The following is a 16,573-nucleotide window of genomic DNA, read 5'->3' as shown; positions in this document are numbered from 1 at the left end:
GAGCAAAACCGAATTAGAGCGCTATGTTAGTTAATTTTTCCAAAATGCACGGCTTAGGCAACGACTTTGTTGTGATTGATAACATTACACAAAATGTTTTTTTGTCGCGAGATCAAATAAAAAAACTGGCAGATCGCCACTTTGGCATTGGCTTTGACCAATTGCTGATGGTTGAAGCGCCATATTCGCCTGATCTCGACTTTCATTATCGAATTTTTAATGCCGATGGCACTGAGGTTGAGCAATGTGGTAACGGCGCACGCTGTTTTGCTCGTTTTGTACGTATGAAAGGCCTGACTAACAAACACAAAATTAGTGTCTCAACTAAATCGGGCAACTTAACCCTGTATATCGAAAAAGACGGCCAAGTAACCGTAAATATGGGTCACCCTAATTTTGAGCCAAGCAAAATACCGCTCAAAGCCAGTAAACGCGAACTCACTTATATTATTAGAGCACAAGAGCACACCGTATTTAGTGGCGCAGTCTCTATGGGTAACCCACATTGTGTACTAGAAGTTGACGATATCACTACTGCGCAAGTGGATATATTGGGTCCGCTGCTGGAAAATCACGAACGCTTTCCGCAACGCGCTAACATTGGCTTTATGCAAGTTGTATCGCAAGAACATATTAAATTAAGAGTATGGGAGCGCGGTGTTAACGAAACACTCGCTTGTGGCACCGGCGCCTGTGCAGCAATGGTCATTGGTCATATGCAGAATAAGCTATCGAGTGCCGTTCAGGTCGATTTACCTGGTGGTAGTTTACAAGTTCGTTGGAGTGGCGAAGGCCATCCAGTACGTATGACAGGCCCCGCAGAGCATGTATTCGACGGACAAGTAGCCCTATGAGCGAGCTAAGTAAAAAGCAGGTCATTAATTATTTGCAACAACACCCTGAATTTTTAATTCAGCATCCTGAGCTACTTGCCCAACTTGAGTTACAACAGCAAACTCAAGGAACAACGTCGCTGGTACATATTCAGCAACGACAGTTACGCGAGCACAACTCGCGTTTAAAAAATCAAATAGACACTATGAGTAAACACGCTACTCAAAACGAGCTGGTGTATCGTTTATTTACTCAATGTCACCGTCAACTTTGGAGTAATTACGACTTCAATACGCTCGCCAGTAACTTACAAAATATTATTTGTACTAACCCAGATATTGACGATTGCAGACTAATAAAATACGCCGCCAAATATGATGAACTGGTTAAACACCGTTTGTCTAATGCAAACTATTATTTGGGGCGCATTCACCAGCAAGAACGTGATTTACTGTTTAGCGAGACTACTCAGTCCGTTGCCATTTATTTAATTGGTGATATAAAAAAACCAACCGCAATTTTGGCTTTTGGTAGCAATAACGCAAACCACTTTGCGCCCGAACAAGACAACTTATTTGTACTCGACTTTGTACGTTCGTTACAATTACGGCTGCTGGAACTTGCATGAATGACGACGCGCCCAACACGAGCGAATTGAGTGACCGTTGGCGTACACCTATTGCTTTATTTAGCGATTATTTAAAATTTGAAAAACAATATTCAGCACACACCGTAAATCAATATGTAAGCCAACTTAGCTTTGCAGCGCTTTATTTTAATAAGTTATGCGACGATTGGTTTTGCGTTCAGGGCGAGCATATTCGCCGCTACAGTATGGCGCTACGTTCAAAGCAATTAAGTGGGCGGACTATTAGCTTAAAGCTCAGCTGTATTCGCAGTTTATATAAGTTTTTAAAAGCGAAAAACATTGCAGAGCAACCCTATTACCATAATCCTGCAGTAGGTATAAAAGGCCCTAAGTTTGCAAAGCCTTTACCTAAAAATCTCGATGTAGATCAGATGGCACGCTTACTCGAAATCCCCAGTGACGAACCTCTTGCGATCAGAGATAAAGCAATGATGGAACTTATGTACTCATCTGGGTTGCGCATTAGCGAGTTAGTTGGTGCCAACATACGCGATATTAGCACTGCTAATGGCGAAATTTTGGTCTGTGGTAAAGGCAATAAAGAGCGGTTAATTCCAGTAGGAAAAAAAGCGTTAGACGCATTGCAAAAATGGTTAATAATACGCCCTCAATATGCAAAACCTGACGAAATAGCGGTATTTTTAAGTAGCCAAAAAAATCGTATTTCGGTTCGCCAAGTTCGCTTACGCATGCAAGAGTGGGGAATAAAACAAGGCATTAGCTCACAGGTTCATCCGCACAAATTACGCCACTCATTTGCTTCGCATATTCTAGAGTCGTCGGGGGATTTACGTGCTGTGCAAGAATTATTGGGGCACAGTAGTCTATCGGCTACCCAAGTGTATACACATTTAGATTTTCAGCATTTAGCCAAGGTGTACGACAACACGCACCCACGAGCAAAAAAACAAACCGATTAGGAAAATAAATATGATCCGCTTTAATCGTGCTATTAAGCCATTTTCTGTACTTAGTTTTGACCTAGACGATACCCTTTACGATAATCGCCCTATTATTAAAGCCGCAATGAAAGCACAAGCCGACTACCTAAACAAACTCGCTGGCTATCAAGAAAAAGGCCCGCAGTATTGGCAATATTGCCGAGAACTTGCTGTACAACAACAACCAACCCTTGTTGACGATGTAACACAATGGCGTAAACAAACACTGCGCTTAGCACTATCAAAGCTTGGGTTTAACCAAAGCGACATGGAGCATCATGCAAAAGGCGCTTATAATGCTTTTGCTGATGCACGTAGCAATATTACAGTGAGCGATGACATACTTGCCCTGCTCGATAATTTAAGTAAGCAATATACATTAATCGCAATTACCAACGGTAATGCAGAAGTAGAACGTTTTAATTTAAATAACAAGTTTGCCCTTGTGTTACAAGCAGGTTTACATGGGAAAGCAAAACCGCACAGTACATTGTTTGACCAAGCAGCGGTACACTTAGGTGTTAATAAAAACGCTATTTTACACATAGGTGATAGCCTTGATAGCGATGTACAAGGTGCTAATAATGCAGGTTGCCAATCGGTTTGGTTGAACAACCAAACGGCTAATTATGCTTATAAAGGCCTGGCTGATATAGAAATAGCCGACATTCACGCTTTAACGCATTTAATTAAAAAATAAGAGGTTAAAATGAGCCACTATACCAAGCTAATCACCTTGCTATTAATTGGCTCACTTAGCCTTAACGCTTATTTACTGTGGCCGAAAAAAGCGCCTATTAAAACCCAAAAAATTGTAAAAAACACATCACCAAAGCAACAAAATTCACTGCTAAGTATCGCCAAATCACAATTTAAGCAACACCAATTTAATGCAGCACTAAATAGCTATCAACAACTCAAAAACAGCAATCCAGAAAGTGCAAAAAACCTTTATTCATCGTGGCTTGTACAACTTAAAATATGGCTAAATAGCGATTTATTACTCAGCGAATCACTTATCAATACGTTATTAAATAAAAGCCCTTATAACGTAGAATTACTTAACTTTCAGGTGGAGTATTTAATTAATAGCGAGCAAACACAAAACGCCATTATTGCTTTATTTGAACTGTTCCCGCTGCTATCTGCTGATCAGAAAAACAACGCAAATACACGCTTAAATACGCTCACTCAAAGCGAATTAAACGCATTAACAGAGCAACAAAACTGGCAAGCTATTATTGAGAACATACAAATTTGGCTCGATTATAAAAGCGATAACGCACAATTTTTATATCCACTTGCGTATGCCTACTATCAACAAAGCGACTTAATTAGTGCACAAGCAACACTTGATCGTATGCCAAGCCAGCACAACTTAAAAACACAAGTGCAAACACTACATGCCATGATTGATAAAGCACTGTCACCTAGCGACTACGTAACCCTAGCCCCTTACGGCGCGCACTATTTAATAACCACCGAAATAAATAGTAATTTATCCACTGAACTAATGATCGATACAGGCGCAAGCGTAACCTCACTACCTACAAATATTATTGATCAAATTTCGCCACAGCCTTTGTATTTAGGCGATGTAACGGTAAACACAGCTAACGGTCAAATTGTTGTAAGGCGCTATCAAATTGAATCGTTTAAAGTGGGCGAACAAATAATTTATGGCTTTGAAGTACTGGGTATTGAAAATGTACGTGGACAAGGTTTATTAGGGATGAACTTTTTATCGAGATTTAAATTCAATATAAATCAGCAAACAGATGAGCTAGAGTTGAGCGCTAAATAATTAAAAATCCAAAGGTAACACATGACACTAAATAACTATTTAAAAGCACTTGCTGAAAATCCAAAAAGCATTCAATTTACCGATACAATGGCTGTGATTGAAGCGAATTACAATTTTACCGCATGTGGCTTCAATAACCATGGATTACTTAGCGCTGCGAGTGAGAACAACGGTTCGTGTAAAATTTTTGCATTTGCTAAATTAAACGATTTAAGTAAACAAAATACCTTAGATTGCTTTGGTAAGTTTTACCGAGACGACGTGCTGCAAAACCCTAAAGGGGACGATCACATGAACATTCGCACCTTTATGTTAGCACCAGAGGCAACACCTTTTTTAGGTATTACCTTTGAAGGCAAGCCACTAAAAGAAAAATAGCCAACAAAAATTAAAGTGGCTTTTCCATAAAGTAACGCGTCCCTGAGCGTGGGTAATTATTAAGTTGATACTTAACACTATAACCGCGCCTTTCGTAAAAAGGTTTTGCTTGAAAATCAAGTGTATCAAGCTGAGCAGTTGTTGCTCCTAGTTCAATAGCAGCTTGCTCAAGTGCCGTTAGCAACTTATCTGCAAGCCCTTTCCCTCGTGCACTATCGCTACACCAAAGCCAACTAATCATCAGCCAATTTCCAAATACACACCCACTAATACCGGCAACAAGCTCGCCTTGCTCATCAGCAAATTTATAACCTAATGGCACTCTTTGCGCATCAAAATGCTGGGCGTTAAATTCAACCATTTGCGCGCGAAGCGCTACGTTTAACGCATCAGTATTATCTGCTGTTAATTGATACATGTGCCGCCCTTAAAGAGCTGATACTAGCAAACTAGCTCAATCAATACAGGTTATTTTTACCAAATGGGACTTCAAGCATATTACTGGCTGTTTTTTCGGGTTGACCGCACATTTCATCGTAAGCACTTGTATGGCGTAGCATCATTTGTGCATAGGCTATTTTTTCAAAACGCTTTTGAATATGCAGTGGGCTTAGTGCTTTTATAAACTCACCATTTTCCTCTGTCACGTAATATTCAACATTATTTATAATTACAGAGACTTGGTATAATGCCATTTCAAGAGAATGCGCAACCACCTTTTGTAATGGCTCATGTTTTTTTAATTCTGAGAATTTCATACCCATAACAACCACCTTTTTTAAAAGTAACCTCATAGATACGCAGCTTTGCTATAATCGCGATCAAACTTTTATTAGCCGCTGACATCATACGTTATGAGTACAAAAATCCGACTCGCTAAATATATTGCCCATTCAGGTATTTGTTCTCGCAAACAAGCCTCGCGTTTAATTGACGAAGGCGTTGTGACTGTAAATAATCGCCCAGCTAATCACATTGATCACGTTGATGAGCAAGACACTATAATAGTGAACGAAAAAGAAATTAAAGGTGCTGCCGATTTAGTTTATTTTGCGTACCACAAGCCAGTAGGTATTGATTGCAAATTAAATATTGACGACCCTACCAGCCTCATTCATCACCTGCCTACCTTTACTCGTGTTTACCCCATTGGCCGCCTTGATAAAGACTCCCGTGGTTTACTTATTTTGACCAACGATGGGGATTTTTGTAATCAACTAATACATCCTGATTTCCACCAGCCTAAACATTATTTAGTCACCGTAAATAAGCCTTTAGACGATGCTTTTTGTAAAAAAATGGCAGCAGGCGTACCGGTTGATAAACACATAACCCTGCCTTGCGAAGTTAATAAAATAGCCAGCAATCAATTTAGTATTGTTTTAAAGCAAGGGCTAAACAGGCAAATACGTAAGATGGCGCATTACTGCGGCTACAAAGTAATTGATTTATATAGAGCGCAATTTAGTGACCTCACCCTTTCAAAACTAAACCTACCTGAAAACCAATATATACAAATTAATAAAAACGATATTTCAAAAATCTAATACCAAGTCACTTAACTACATCTCAAAAAGTTAAAAAATAAACTTGCAATTACAGATTACAGGTGTAGTCTACAATTAAAGATTACATTTGTAGGCAATAGCATGATTGAGTTATCAAAAGCAGAGTTTGACGTGCTCGACGCACTTTGGATTAACTACCCCGCCACCGCGAGTCAAATAATTGAGCGCTTAAGCGACGATAAGCAATGGCACGAAAAAACAATTAAAACCCTACTAGGTCGACTAGTAAAAAAAGGCGCACTTACATTTGAAAAAGACGGTCGCCAATATATTTATATGCCGTGTATTGAGCGCGCAGACTACACATTAAAAGAAAGCCAAAACTTTATTGAGCGCTTTTTTAGCGGGCGTATTGCGCCACTTGTAAGTGGTTTTGCTAAATCGGAGCAGCTTTCTCAGCAAGATATAAACGAGCTTAAAAAAGTTATAGATGACTGGGAAAAAAACCAAAAGTAAGGGATTAACATGGTTATTCAAACTGGGTTTAATTGGTTGATTGAGCAGCAACTACTATTAAGTATTTTGTTTTGTGGATTTATTTTACTCGAGCGATTTGGTTTAAAAGCCCTTGGCTCGCGATTTGTATATAAATTAGCATGGCTATTACCTGCGGCATTGGTTATCGCTAATTTACCAAACGCGATTAAACCACTGCAAAACAGTGATATTAGTCACTACTTAATCACCCCCAACCAACCTTTTACAAACGAGGTAGGTATTAGCTGGGCGCTCATGTATGCACTTATTACCGCAGGGTTATTAATAGCTAGTTTTATTACACATACCCGTTTTGTTAAAAGCCTGCAGTTAACTGAGTTAACACAATTTGAAGGCACTCATACCGCTGATGTTAAAACCTACACCAGTCAACATGTAGCCACGCCGATGGTGGTCGGTATTTTAAACAGTAAGCTGGTATTACCGAGTAACTATAATACCCAGTTTGATAAAGCCACATTAGCCCTTATTTTAGAACACGAAAACGTACACATTAAACGCAAAGACAACTTAACAAACTCACTTATATTACTGCCTACTATTTTACTTTGGTTTAACCCACTAGCTTGGTTTTGTTACGCAAGCATGCGCCGACTACAAGAGCTGACTTGTGATGAACGGGTATTAGCCGATAAAAACACACAACAACACATTTTATACAGCAAAGCCTTAATAAACTGCGCGGCGAATGCGCCCACAGGGCTTATGGCTTATTCACACTACGGAGATAAAAAAACGATGTTACAACGACTTACTAATATAAAACACAGCGGAAAACATTCAAAGTTTGCTAAAGGTGGCTTATTACTTGTAGCAGCAAGTATGCTAAGTGGATTGGCGATTGCAAAGCAACCAGAGGCAATGACTAAAGAGGATCACATTTCACCGACAATGCGTATTGAACCCCTTTATCCAATACAAGCAGCTCAACAAGGCATCAGCGGCTCAGTGGTATTAAAGTACGATATAACTCCCAATGGTGAAACCGCTAATGTTTCTGTTGTTAGTGCAAAGCCTGAAACCATATTTGACCGTGAAGCTAAAAAGGCGCTAAGACAGTGGCAATACAAACCCTCATCAATGGGTTATCAAAACGTACTTGTACAGCTCGATTTTGCAATAAACAATGAAGTTGCTAATACCGATTTAATAGAGCGAATTAAAGTATCGCACTAACTTTATTAGATTTTTCAAGACTACAAAGCAAGCGCCCTTTTAGGCTGCTTGCTTTGTGGTTTTACGCTATAAAGTTATAAGCTCACCACAATCATGGCAATGGCTGACCCCAAACCAATAAACCACACTAATGAGCGAATTATATCTAGGTTCATATAGTAAAATACGCAATACAAAATACGCGACACAATATGCGTAACCGCTAGCGTTTCTGTCATTGCACCTACAGAGTTAGTGCCCAGTACAACTGCAATAGCAACAGCAAAAACAGCAAGCGATTCAAAACAGTTTTGATGAGCAGCGAGCGCCCGTGCACCAAAGCCGGTTAATTTTGATTGCTGCGCCCTTGGGTGTTTATTGTCGTATCGACCTAATTTTGCCATTGCTATAGCAACCGGCACTTTTGCAAAGTAAGGCATTAATACCGCAAGTAATGCACATACAACTAATGTTGTCATAATTTATCCTTTTGATGTTTCGGATAATTTAGCATAAGCGCATAAAAAAAGCCGCCAGAAACGTTTGATAACAAACGTAGGCGGCTAACAATAACATCAGGCTTACTATAGCTAAATTCTCCCCTAAACCCGTGCGACATAATGTCGCAGATGATGAATATTCAACATCACAGTTAATGCATCGCTTTACTTCTCAAAGCTTGTTAACTTTACTGCCTTACATTTTAACGATGACAACCATGACTTGGATCTTTTTCACTTTTTTAGCCGCCTTTATGCAAGCATGGCGTAATGCCCTGCAAAGTAAATTAAGTAACGATGTGAGTGTTGCTGGCGTAACCCTCTCCCGCTTTATTATTGCAGGCCCTATTGCGGCTGTGTACTTATATGGTTTGTATCAATATCAAGATACCGCTATGCCTACGTTTAATAATGCCTTTTGGGGATTTATTATAGGCGCAAGTGTGATGCAAATACTCGCTACGGGCTTGATGGTTAAGTTATTTAAAATGAATAATTACGCCATAGGTGCTGGGCTTGCCAAAAGCGAGGCGTTAGTAGCTGCCATTTTAGGTGTATTATTTTTTGGCTCGGCACTTTCTTTACTTGGTTGGCTTGGTGTATTTTTTGGCGCTATTGCCGTGTTACTGCTCAGTGGTATAACAAGCGTTAAACACTTTAATGCTAAAACGGCGTTACTAGGACTTGCTTGTGGTACTTGCTTTGCACTTACATCATTGTGGGTACGAGAAGCGAGCTTAAATTCAGGATTATTATTTCCACACTCAGCCGCTTGGGTTTTGCTGTTTGTAATTAGCCTACAAACACTAATACTACTTGGCTATTTATTATTAAAAGAGCCAAAAACGCTCAGTAAACTTTGGCAATACAAAGGCACTACAGCCGCAATTTGTGTTTTTAGTTGTATCGGCTCTATTGGCTGGTTTAGTGCAATGAGCTTACAACATGTTGCTTATGTTAAAACGCTTGGACAGATTGAAGTGTTTTTTACTATGTTAATTGCCGTATTTTGGTTAAAACAGCCACTTAAAAAACAAGATACTGCAGGCTTAATTCTTATAGCTATTGCTGCTATTTTGGTTATGCTACCGAATTAATGGCAGCATAAAAAAGCGCAGGCTTTTATACCTGCGCTATTCATAATTAAGCGTTTATTCGAATTACCAATTAAGAGCTAATCTTTAGCGTTATCACACCACTAATAATCATTAATACTCCCGCAATACGACCAAACGTTGCGGCATCGTTATAAAACAATATGCCGACTAAAAACGTACCGGCAGCGCCAATACCTGTCCATACGGCGTATGATGTGCCCATTGATATTTGCTTTTGGGCAAGCCACAACATAAAGCCACTAGCGACCATAAATGTAATAGCTATTGCGATGCCTTGCCATCGGGTTTCTGGGTTTTGCGATATTTTTAAGCCAATCGGCCAGCCAATTTCAAGTAAACCAGCAATAATTAAGTACATCCACGCCATTAAGCATCTCTCTTTTTCAATATAACTTCGTATAAATCTTCACGGCGATCTTTTAAGTTACGCACCGTGCCTTCGCTGTGAAGAATTTTTAGCTTATCCATATCAAGATCGCTAAATAATAGCATTTCGGTGTTTGGCGTGGCTTCGTTAAGTGTTGCATCGTGCGGGAACGAAAAGTCTGATGGCGTTAATACAGCTGATTGCGAATATTGCACATCAAGGCTTTCTACTTGAGGTAAGTTACCTACCGAGCCTGCAATAACCACATAACATTCGTTTTCTATTGCACGGGCTTGTGCACAATGGCGAACACGTAGGTAGCTGTTTTTAGTGTCAGTCCAAAATGGTACAAACAGAATATCTAAACCTTGTTTGGCCAATATGCGTGAAAGCTCAGGAAATTCTACGTCATAACAAATTTGAATACCTACGCGACCTGCATCGGTTTCAAATACAGCAATTTTGTCGCCGCCTTGAATAACCCAATCGTTTTGTTCATGCGGGGTAATATGTATTTTACGTTGCTCGTCTATTTTACCGCTGCGGTGGCATAAATAACTCACGTTATAAATTTTATCATCTTCGGCCAGTGGCATAGAGCCGGTAATAATATTGGCGTTATATTCTATTGCCATACGCGACATCGCGTTTTTAAACGTCTCGGTATATTCAGCTAAATAGCGAATCGCTTCAGTTTGATTGCTTTGATTTCCTAAGCCCATTAATGGTGCGTTAAAAAATTCAGGGAAGAGTATAAAGTCGCTTTTGTAGTCAGATACGGTATCTACAAAGTATTCAACCTGCTTTAGCATTTCTTCAACCGATTCAACACAACGCATTTGCCATTGCACAGCCCCTACGCGCACGATTGATTTAGTTGACTCGAGTACCGTGTCGGTTGGTTCATACATAATGTTATTCCACTCAAGTAAAGTGGCGTAACCAACTGACTCTTGATCCTCTGGTAAATACTTTTTAAGTAAACGCTTTACCTGAAAATCATTAGACAACTGAAAACTTAAAATAGGATCGTATAGCTCTCTCTGATCTACTTTTGCAATGTATTCCATTGGCGTCATTTCACTGCTGTGATTGTAATAACACGGAATACGCCCACCCGCTAAAATAGCACGTAGGTTATATTGGCGGCACAGTTCTTTACGGGCATCATAAAGGCGACGGCCTAAACGCATGCCTCTGTGGGTTTCACTAATGGCAACATCTAAGCCGTATAGTGCATCGCCGTCGGTATCGCTAAATACACGGTCGTGACCATCTGCAATATCTTCATAGGTATGCGGGTTTGAAAAACGTGTGTAATCAACTTGTACGCTCAGCGCTAAGCCCACCAGCACGCCGTCATCTACAATACCTATTTGCCCTTCAGGAAATTGGTCTATTAATCTAAAAATGGTATGACTTGGCCACGCACCACCTAAGTCGGGATACGCTTGATCCATCAAGGTTTTAATTTGCGGATATTGCTCTCTGGTTAAGTTACAAATTTCAAGATGGGTTTTTTCTGCCGACATACACAACTCCTTTAGGCATAAGAAAATAAAAGCCGAATGCACGCTCGATTAAATCAAGAATACACTCAGCTTTGTATCATGTTTTTTACTTTAGATGTACTACTTTAAGCTGCGATAAAAGAGCGTGGTTACTTTCTCTTTTGGTAACCAGCCTGCGTATTCAAGACCAAGTTCTGCCAATGGATCGGCTTTAAGTACTTGCTCTAACCTTGCATTATTTTGCATTGCTTTTAGCATTACGTCTTTCGCGTTTTGAACTAGCTTACCATACGCTATCAGTCCTGAACGGTCACTTACCTTGCCGTGTCCTGGGATTACTTTAGTGTTGTCGTCAATTTGATTAACTACATCGTTTACTGCCGCTAAAATACCATCAACGCTGCCGCCGCTATCTACATCAACAAACGGTAAGCTGCCAAAATTAAAGTAAATATCGCCCATGTGCACTATGTTGTCGTTACTAAAAAAAACAACTGAGTCGCCATCGGTGTGTGCATGTTCGTAATGCACGACATGGGCGTGTTCGTTATTAAAATGTAGTTTTAAATCGTGACCAAAACTAATGCGCGGTAAAAAGTCTGACCCTTCCCCGTGCTGCTCTTCTAAACGTTTATGTACATTGCTGTGTGCTATAACGTGCGCACCCGCTTTAGCAAAGTTTTCGTTGCCACCGGTATGATCGCCATGATGATGGGTATTAATAACAAACTCTGCGCTGCCTGGTTTTAAATCGCTAATCGTTTTTTTAATATCATCTGAGAGTTTGGCAAACTGATCATCAATAATATAAATGCCGTCATCACCTACACTTGCTGCAATATTACCGCCTTGCCCAAATAATACGTATACATGGTCACTTAATTTTTGTGCTGTTACTGGACCCTCATCGGCTTGCGCTGATGTGCTTAGTAATAAACCTGTTATTAATGCGGGTAGTATTTTTTTCATTTTAGTTCTCTGTTGTATGAATTAATTAATATAGAACGTGTTTAGCTATACTTTAGTTCATTGCGTAGGCTCTATTACTATTTGATGTATTAATTCTTGCGGCAATAAAGGCGTATGTTTGCCCTCTACGTAATCACTAAACCCCGCTCTGTAAAATTCAGAAAGGGGATGCCCCGATTGCCCACCAGGAATAGCCATAATTGCATGCTCCAAATGCCCAGGTTGAGCAATAAAGCGCTGCGATGCGCCAAAACTACGCCCTTGTACGGCGGGCATGTAACTATCACCAAAACCTTGTGCTGTAGGCATATTTAATAACTTAGCAAGTAACGGCATTTGCTTTGCAAACGGATGCTCTATCACTAACTCATTTACCTTGCCCCACTGCCAACTTTGTACTTTATTACCAAATTGCTCAGTAAGCTTAGTAATAGTTTGGTTAAATGCACCGTGTAATTGTGCATCCCAGCTTTTAAATTGTGGGTTTATCCACGTATCGGGTTTGTTATTAATAAGCTGCCAAACTGCGGGCTCTAAATCTCGTTTTACGTATTTAAGTGTGCCTTGTTGTTTATTTAGTTGGTCTTCCATATTACTAAATAAAATATTAATCACTTCATCGCGGTAGCGCTTAACTAAGGTATACCCTGTGGAGGTTGAACACGCACATTGCTGCCAATTTTCGAGCGCTGTTATATATTGCTGATTTTTAGTTTTATCGACTTTTAATTGCTTTAATAGCAAAGTATGCCAAGGCATTAAAAAGCGAGCTTGGTTATCAAGTTGTAATGCGTAAAAGTCGCTCTCAGCAAATGTTTGTTTTTCAAATAATCTATCGCGAATTTGACTTGAACGTGCACCGAGTGCATAACCACCATTACCAAAACGCGCGTTATCCTCAGCCGATACCACTCGAGAATTACCAGTCCATAATCGCCCACTTTGTGGGTTTTTAACAAAGGGCCGTTGTAATTCGTTTTGCTGCCAAAGCGCTGAGTAGTCATCGGCATTTACACCGAGCTGGCTAGGCGCTTTACGAGCCGGTATACCGCCCATGTTTTTCCACGCTGCGCTACCAAGGCTATCTACCACCATAAGATTTTGCACCGGAATGCCCACATCGCTTGCTACAGCAAGTGCATCATCTACTGTTTTGGCTTGCTCTAATTTTAATAACTGCATATTAACGGCATAAGGCTGATGTGCAGCCCAGCTCAACGCATAAGGTTTTTCGTTAATGTATTTTACAGGGCCATATTCACTGAGTATTAATGAGTAGTTTTCGACCTCCCCATCGGGTAATGCAATCGACTCATCTACTTGCCATGTTTTACTCTCGTCATTTAAAGCAATCCAATCGGCAGTATCTAAATAGCCATTCGTAAATCCCCATGCAATATTATTGTTTGTGCCCACTACAATCGCTGGTGCTCCGGGTAGCGACACGCCAGTTACCTGGGTAGGCGCTCCATTTTGCATGTAATTTAGCTGTGTTCTGTACCAAATAACCGGTACTGCCATCGATAAATGCATATCATCCGACAGCATACCAGCGCCTGTTTTAGTCAACACTCCGGTAACCGCCCAGTTATTACTGCCGCGTTCTTGGTTTGCTTCAATACTTTTAACTGCGTGTTGTGTTTGAGTTGGTAAAGTAGGTATGTCGGCGCTATAAGGCGCTAATTTAGTGCCATCAAGTGCGGCTTGGTATTTACTCGGCTGCGTTAAAAAATCAACCATTTGCTTTGTGTACGCTTGCTCGATTTGAATGAGTGCTTGGTCGCGCTCAAATGTGGCGCTTTGTAAATCAAGGTACATGCTAAATATCACAAGTAGGCTGTCTTCACTTTGCCATGGCTTTTGCGTTGCACCGGTTAGTAAATATTCAAAGCTTGAATACCCTACTTGCGCTAAGCCTTCGTTTACACCTTGCGCATAACTTTTAAGTAATTGCTTATCTGCCTCTGGCAGCGTTTGTAAAATAATTTGGCTGCGTTTACGCAATTGATGAAAACGCATTTTTTTATCAAGGCCCAGCGCTGCTTTACCAAATAATTCACTTAGCTCGCCTGCGGCATTACGTCTTAGTAAATCCATTTGAAAGAATCGGTCTTGCCCGTGCGCATAACCTAAACCATAGGCAGCGTCGTTTCGGCTGCTTGCATTTATAACTGCTTGGCCTAATACATCGCGCGAAATTTTTACAGGCTCTACTACCGCGTTACTACGCCCGTTTCCATCAAGGGCGGGTAAACTTAAACTAAGTACGCCATAAACAACGGCGGTACTCGCCAACCCTAAAATAACAGTCAATAACAGTAACCATTTGATTAATTTAAACATCGACCTTTCCTTTGATAATTTTCATCAAGCGTTGAGAGCATATAATAACCACAGTTTTATTAAATAATAATGTTCTTGCTCGCAAAGGGTGAAATAAACATCAAAATCCACGATAATGTCAGCTCCACACATCGTGCAGAACTAGTTGAGATCAATATGACTGAAAAAACATTTATCAAAGGTAAAGACCGCGACCTAGAATCGTCAATCTCTACCATGCAAAACAAGCTTAAAGCCCTAAACATTAATGTTGAAGAAGCGCTTTGGCTTAACCCTGTAGCTAACTGTTATTCGGTTCATATAAAAGACAGCGACTGCGGTGTTATGTTTACCAATGGTAAAGGCGCAACCGACAAAGCCTCCATTGCCTCAGCACTCGGTGAATACTTTGAGCGCTTAAGCTGTAACTACTTTTTTGCAGACTTTTATCTAGGTGAAGAGTTTGCCAATGGTGAGTTTACTCATTACCCAACTGAAAAATGGTTTGAAGTTGAAGGCGATGAAGTACCACAAGGTATTATGGATGAGAGCTTATGGGATTATTTTGACCCAGAGCGTGAGCTGAACGCATCACACCTTTTTGATTTTAACTCAGGCAATGATGATCGTGGCATTTGTACCCTGCCCTACACTCGCCAACGCGATAACCAAGATGTATACATTCCAGTAAACGTTATAGGTAACATTTTTGTATCTAACGGTATGAGCGCAGGCAACACGAAATTTGAAGCGCGCGTACAAGGTTTATCAGAAGTATTTGAACGCGCTATTAAAAACCGCATCATCGCCGAAGGTATTTGTTTACCAATCGTGCCTGAAGATGTTGTTAAGCAATATCCTAAAATTCACGAAGCGTGTGAAGAACTTCGCAGTCATGGTTTTCATCTGCGCATTGCCGATGCATCGCTTGGGGGTAAATACCCTGTAATGAGCGTAACGCTTATTAACCCAACAGATGGCTCTGTATTTGCTTCTTTTGGTGCTCACCCATCGTTTGAAGTTGCGCTTGAGCGTACCGTTACCGAGTTACTACAAGGTCGTCGTCTTGATCAACTAGATGTATTCCAACCTGCTACCTTTGATAACGACGAAGTAGCAACACCTGAAAACATTGAACTGCACTTTATTGATTCAAGCGGTTTGATTTCGCATGATTTCTTCCGTGCAAAAGCTGACTTTGAATTTGTACACTGGGACTTTAGCGGCACAACTGAGCAAGAATATAACTTCTGTACTGACCTAATTCACAGCATGGATCACGATATCTACATCATGGATTACACGCACCTAAACGTATACGCATGTCGTATTTTAGTACCTGGCATGTCAGACATTTACCCTGTTGATGAGCTTATTTGGCGCAACAACAACGAAGGCGCTAAATTCCGTGAAACATTCCTATCGCTTGATCAGTACGATGCAGAGCAATGGATGGAAATTTACGACAGCCTTGAAGAAGCAGGCCACAGCGATATTATCCGCGCCGCAGAATTTATTGGCTTAGCAACTGATGCCGACACACCATGGCACACACTGCGTATTGGTGAACTTAAAGCGCACCTATGTTTAGCCGCAGGCAGCGAAGAAGCCATTGATTGGGTTGACTGGATACTTCATACAGGCCAAGTAAACGAAGAGGCAATGCGCCACTTCCGCTGCTTAAAAGCAGTTCTTGAAATAAAATACGATGACGAGCGCGAATACGCAGATTACCAAGATGCACTAGGCTTAATGTTTGGCGCTAATAACGTAACGCTTGCTATTGAAATTGCCGAAGGTGAAAAGCAGTTTAACGGTTTAACTTTCCCTGGCTTATCGCTTAAAGGCTTTAAAAAGCATGCGGCATTACTTGATGGTTACCGCAAGTTACACGTAGCAAAGCAAAATCATTGGGCACGTGAAGTTAGCGATAGCTAAACTACTAATTATAAAAATAAA

The 16,573-nt window shown here is 40.5% G+C and carries 18 protein-coding genes; 11 read left to right on the top strand and 7 right to left on the bottom strand.

From position 1 onward, the window contains the following. Positions 1–23 precede the first annotated feature (23 nt). From dapF to PALI_RS04890, 6 genes are read left to right on the top strand one after another with little or no spacing between them, the layout of a single operon-like run. On the top strand, positions 24–854 hold the full coding sequence (dapF, locus tag PALI_RS04915; RefSeq protein WP_193155082.1) for a diaminopimelate epimerase: 831 nt from the start codon (positions 24–26) through the stop codon (positions 852–854). Further along, positions 851–1,462 (top strand): DUF484 family protein, encoded by a 612-nt coding sequence (locus tag PALI_RS04910; RefSeq protein WP_193155081.1) that lies wholly within the window; start codon positions 851–853, stop codon positions 1,460–1,462. The genes dapF and PALI_RS04910 overlap by 4 nt, the downstream gene beginning before the upstream one ends. Next, entirely contained in the window at positions 1,459–2,403 is a 945-nt protein-coding gene (locus PALI_RS04905; RefSeq protein WP_193155080.1) for a tyrosine recombinase XerC, read from the top strand. Before PALI_RS04910 ends, PALI_RS04905 begins: the two co-directional genes overlap by 4 nt. Positions 2,404–2,413: 10 nt before the next feature. Continuing rightward, positions 2,414–3,124 carry an HAD-IA family hydrolase gene (locus PALI_RS04900; protein ID WP_193155079.1) on the top strand — a complete coding sequence of 237 codons (711 nt, stop codon included), beginning with the start codon at positions 2,414–2,416 and terminating at the stop codon, positions 3,122–3,124. 9 nt (positions 3,125–3,133) lie between these two features. Next, on the top strand, positions 3,134–4,228 hold the full coding sequence (locus tag PALI_RS04895; RefSeq protein ID WP_193155078.1) for a retroviral-like aspartic protease family protein: 1,095 nt from the start codon (positions 3,134–3,136) through the stop codon (positions 4,226–4,228). A gap of 21 nt (positions 4,229–4,249) precedes the next feature. Further along, positions 4,250–4,606 (top strand): HopJ type III effector protein, encoded by a 357-nt coding sequence (locus tag PALI_RS04890; protein WP_193155077.1) that lies wholly within the window; start codon positions 4,250–4,252, stop codon positions 4,604–4,606. A gap of 10 nt (positions 4,607–4,616) precedes the next feature. Here PALI_RS04890 and PALI_RS04885 read toward each other — a convergent pair whose 3' ends face one another. Beyond that, entirely contained in the window at positions 4,617–5,024 is a 408-nt protein-coding gene (locus tag PALI_RS04885; RefSeq protein WP_193155076.1) for a GNAT family N-acetyltransferase, read from the bottom strand. A gap of 40 nt (positions 5,025–5,064) precedes the next feature. After that, positions 5,065–5,370, bottom strand: coding sequence for a DUF6482 family protein (locus tag PALI_RS04880; protein WP_024607733.1), 306 nt, complete (start codon positions 5,368–5,370; stop codon positions 5,065–5,067). Positions 5,371–5,460: 90 nt separating this feature from the next. On the opposite strand from PALI_RS04880, the gene PALI_RS04875 reads away from it, so the two are divergent. The 3 genes from PALI_RS04875 (at position 5,461) to PALI_RS04865 (ending at position 7,848) form a co-directional block, all read left to right on the top strand. After that, a complete protein-coding gene (locus PALI_RS04875; RefSeq protein WP_193155075.1) occupies positions 5,461–6,153 on the top strand; it encodes a pseudouridine synthase in 693 nt (230 codons plus the stop codon). A gap of 102 nt (positions 6,154–6,255) precedes the next feature. Continuing rightward, positions 6,256–6,630: a BlaI/MecI/CopY family transcriptional regulator gene (locus tag PALI_RS04870; protein ID WP_024609956.1), complete on the top strand. Its 375-nt coding sequence runs from the start codon at positions 6,256–6,258 to the stop codon at positions 6,628–6,630. Between the two features lie 9 nt (positions 6,631–6,639). Further along, positions 6,640–7,848 (top strand): M56 family metallopeptidase, encoded by a 1,209-nt coding sequence (locus tag PALI_RS04865; protein WP_193155074.1) that lies wholly within the window; start codon positions 6,640–6,642, stop codon positions 7,846–7,848. Between the two features lie 74 nt (positions 7,849–7,922). On the opposite strand, the gene PALI_RS04860 is transcribed toward PALI_RS04865, so the two are convergent. After that, complete coding sequence (locus PALI_RS04860) at positions 7,923–8,306, bottom strand: MAPEG family protein (protein ID WP_077536600.1); 384 nt, start codon at positions 8,304–8,306, stop codon at positions 7,923–7,925. Positions 8,307–8,545: 239 nt separating this feature from the next. Here PALI_RS04860 and PALI_RS04855 point away from each other — a divergent pair, with 239 nt between their 5' ends. Next, on the top strand, positions 8,546–9,424 hold the full coding sequence (locus PALI_RS04855) for a DMT family transporter (protein ID WP_193155073.1): 879 nt from the start codon (positions 8,546–8,548) through the stop codon (positions 9,422–9,424). A gap of 70 nt (positions 9,425–9,494) precedes the next feature. On the opposite strand, the gene PALI_RS04850 is transcribed toward PALI_RS04855, so the two are convergent. The 4 genes from PALI_RS04850 to PALI_RS04835 form a co-directional block, all read right to left on the bottom strand. Beyond that, entirely contained in the window at positions 9,495–9,812 is a 318-nt protein-coding gene (locus PALI_RS04850; RefSeq protein WP_077536598.1) for a DMT family transporter, read from the bottom strand. Then, complete coding sequence (locus tag PALI_RS04845; RefSeq protein ID WP_138584203.1) at positions 9,812–11,344, bottom strand: carbon-nitrogen hydrolase family protein; 1,533 nt, start codon at positions 11,342–11,344, stop codon at positions 9,812–9,814. The genes PALI_RS04850 and PALI_RS04845 overlap by 1 nt, the downstream gene beginning before the upstream one ends. A gap of 99 nt (positions 11,345–11,443) precedes the next feature. Then, positions 11,444–12,292 carry an MBL fold metallo-hydrolase gene (locus PALI_RS04840; protein WP_193155072.1) on the bottom strand — a complete coding sequence of 283 codons (849 nt, stop codon included), beginning with the start codon at positions 12,290–12,292 and terminating at the stop codon, positions 11,444–11,446. A gap of 57 nt (positions 12,293–12,349) precedes the next feature. Beyond that, positions 12,350–14,635, bottom strand: coding sequence for a penicillin acylase family protein (locus PALI_RS04835; protein ID WP_193155071.1), 2,286 nt, complete (start codon positions 14,633–14,635; stop codon positions 12,350–12,352). A gap of 156 nt (positions 14,636–14,791) precedes the next feature. On the opposite strand from PALI_RS04835, the gene ycaO reads away from it, so the two are divergent. Then, complete coding sequence (gene ycaO / locus PALI_RS04830; protein WP_182702290.1) at positions 14,792–16,552, top strand: 30S ribosomal protein S12 methylthiotransferase accessory factor YcaO; 1,761 nt, start codon at positions 14,792–14,794, stop codon at positions 16,550–16,552. Positions 16,553–16,573: the final 21 nt, after the last annotated feature.

The sequence above is a fragment of the Pseudoalteromonas aliena SW19 genome, from assembly GCF_014905615.1.
Classification (GTDB): Bacteria; Pseudomonadota; Gammaproteobacteria; order Enterobacterales; family Alteromonadaceae; genus Pseudoalteromonas; species Pseudoalteromonas aliena.
The sequence above is the reverse complement of the archived record's forward strand: the minus strand, read 5'-3'. Positions and strand labels throughout refer to the sequence as shown.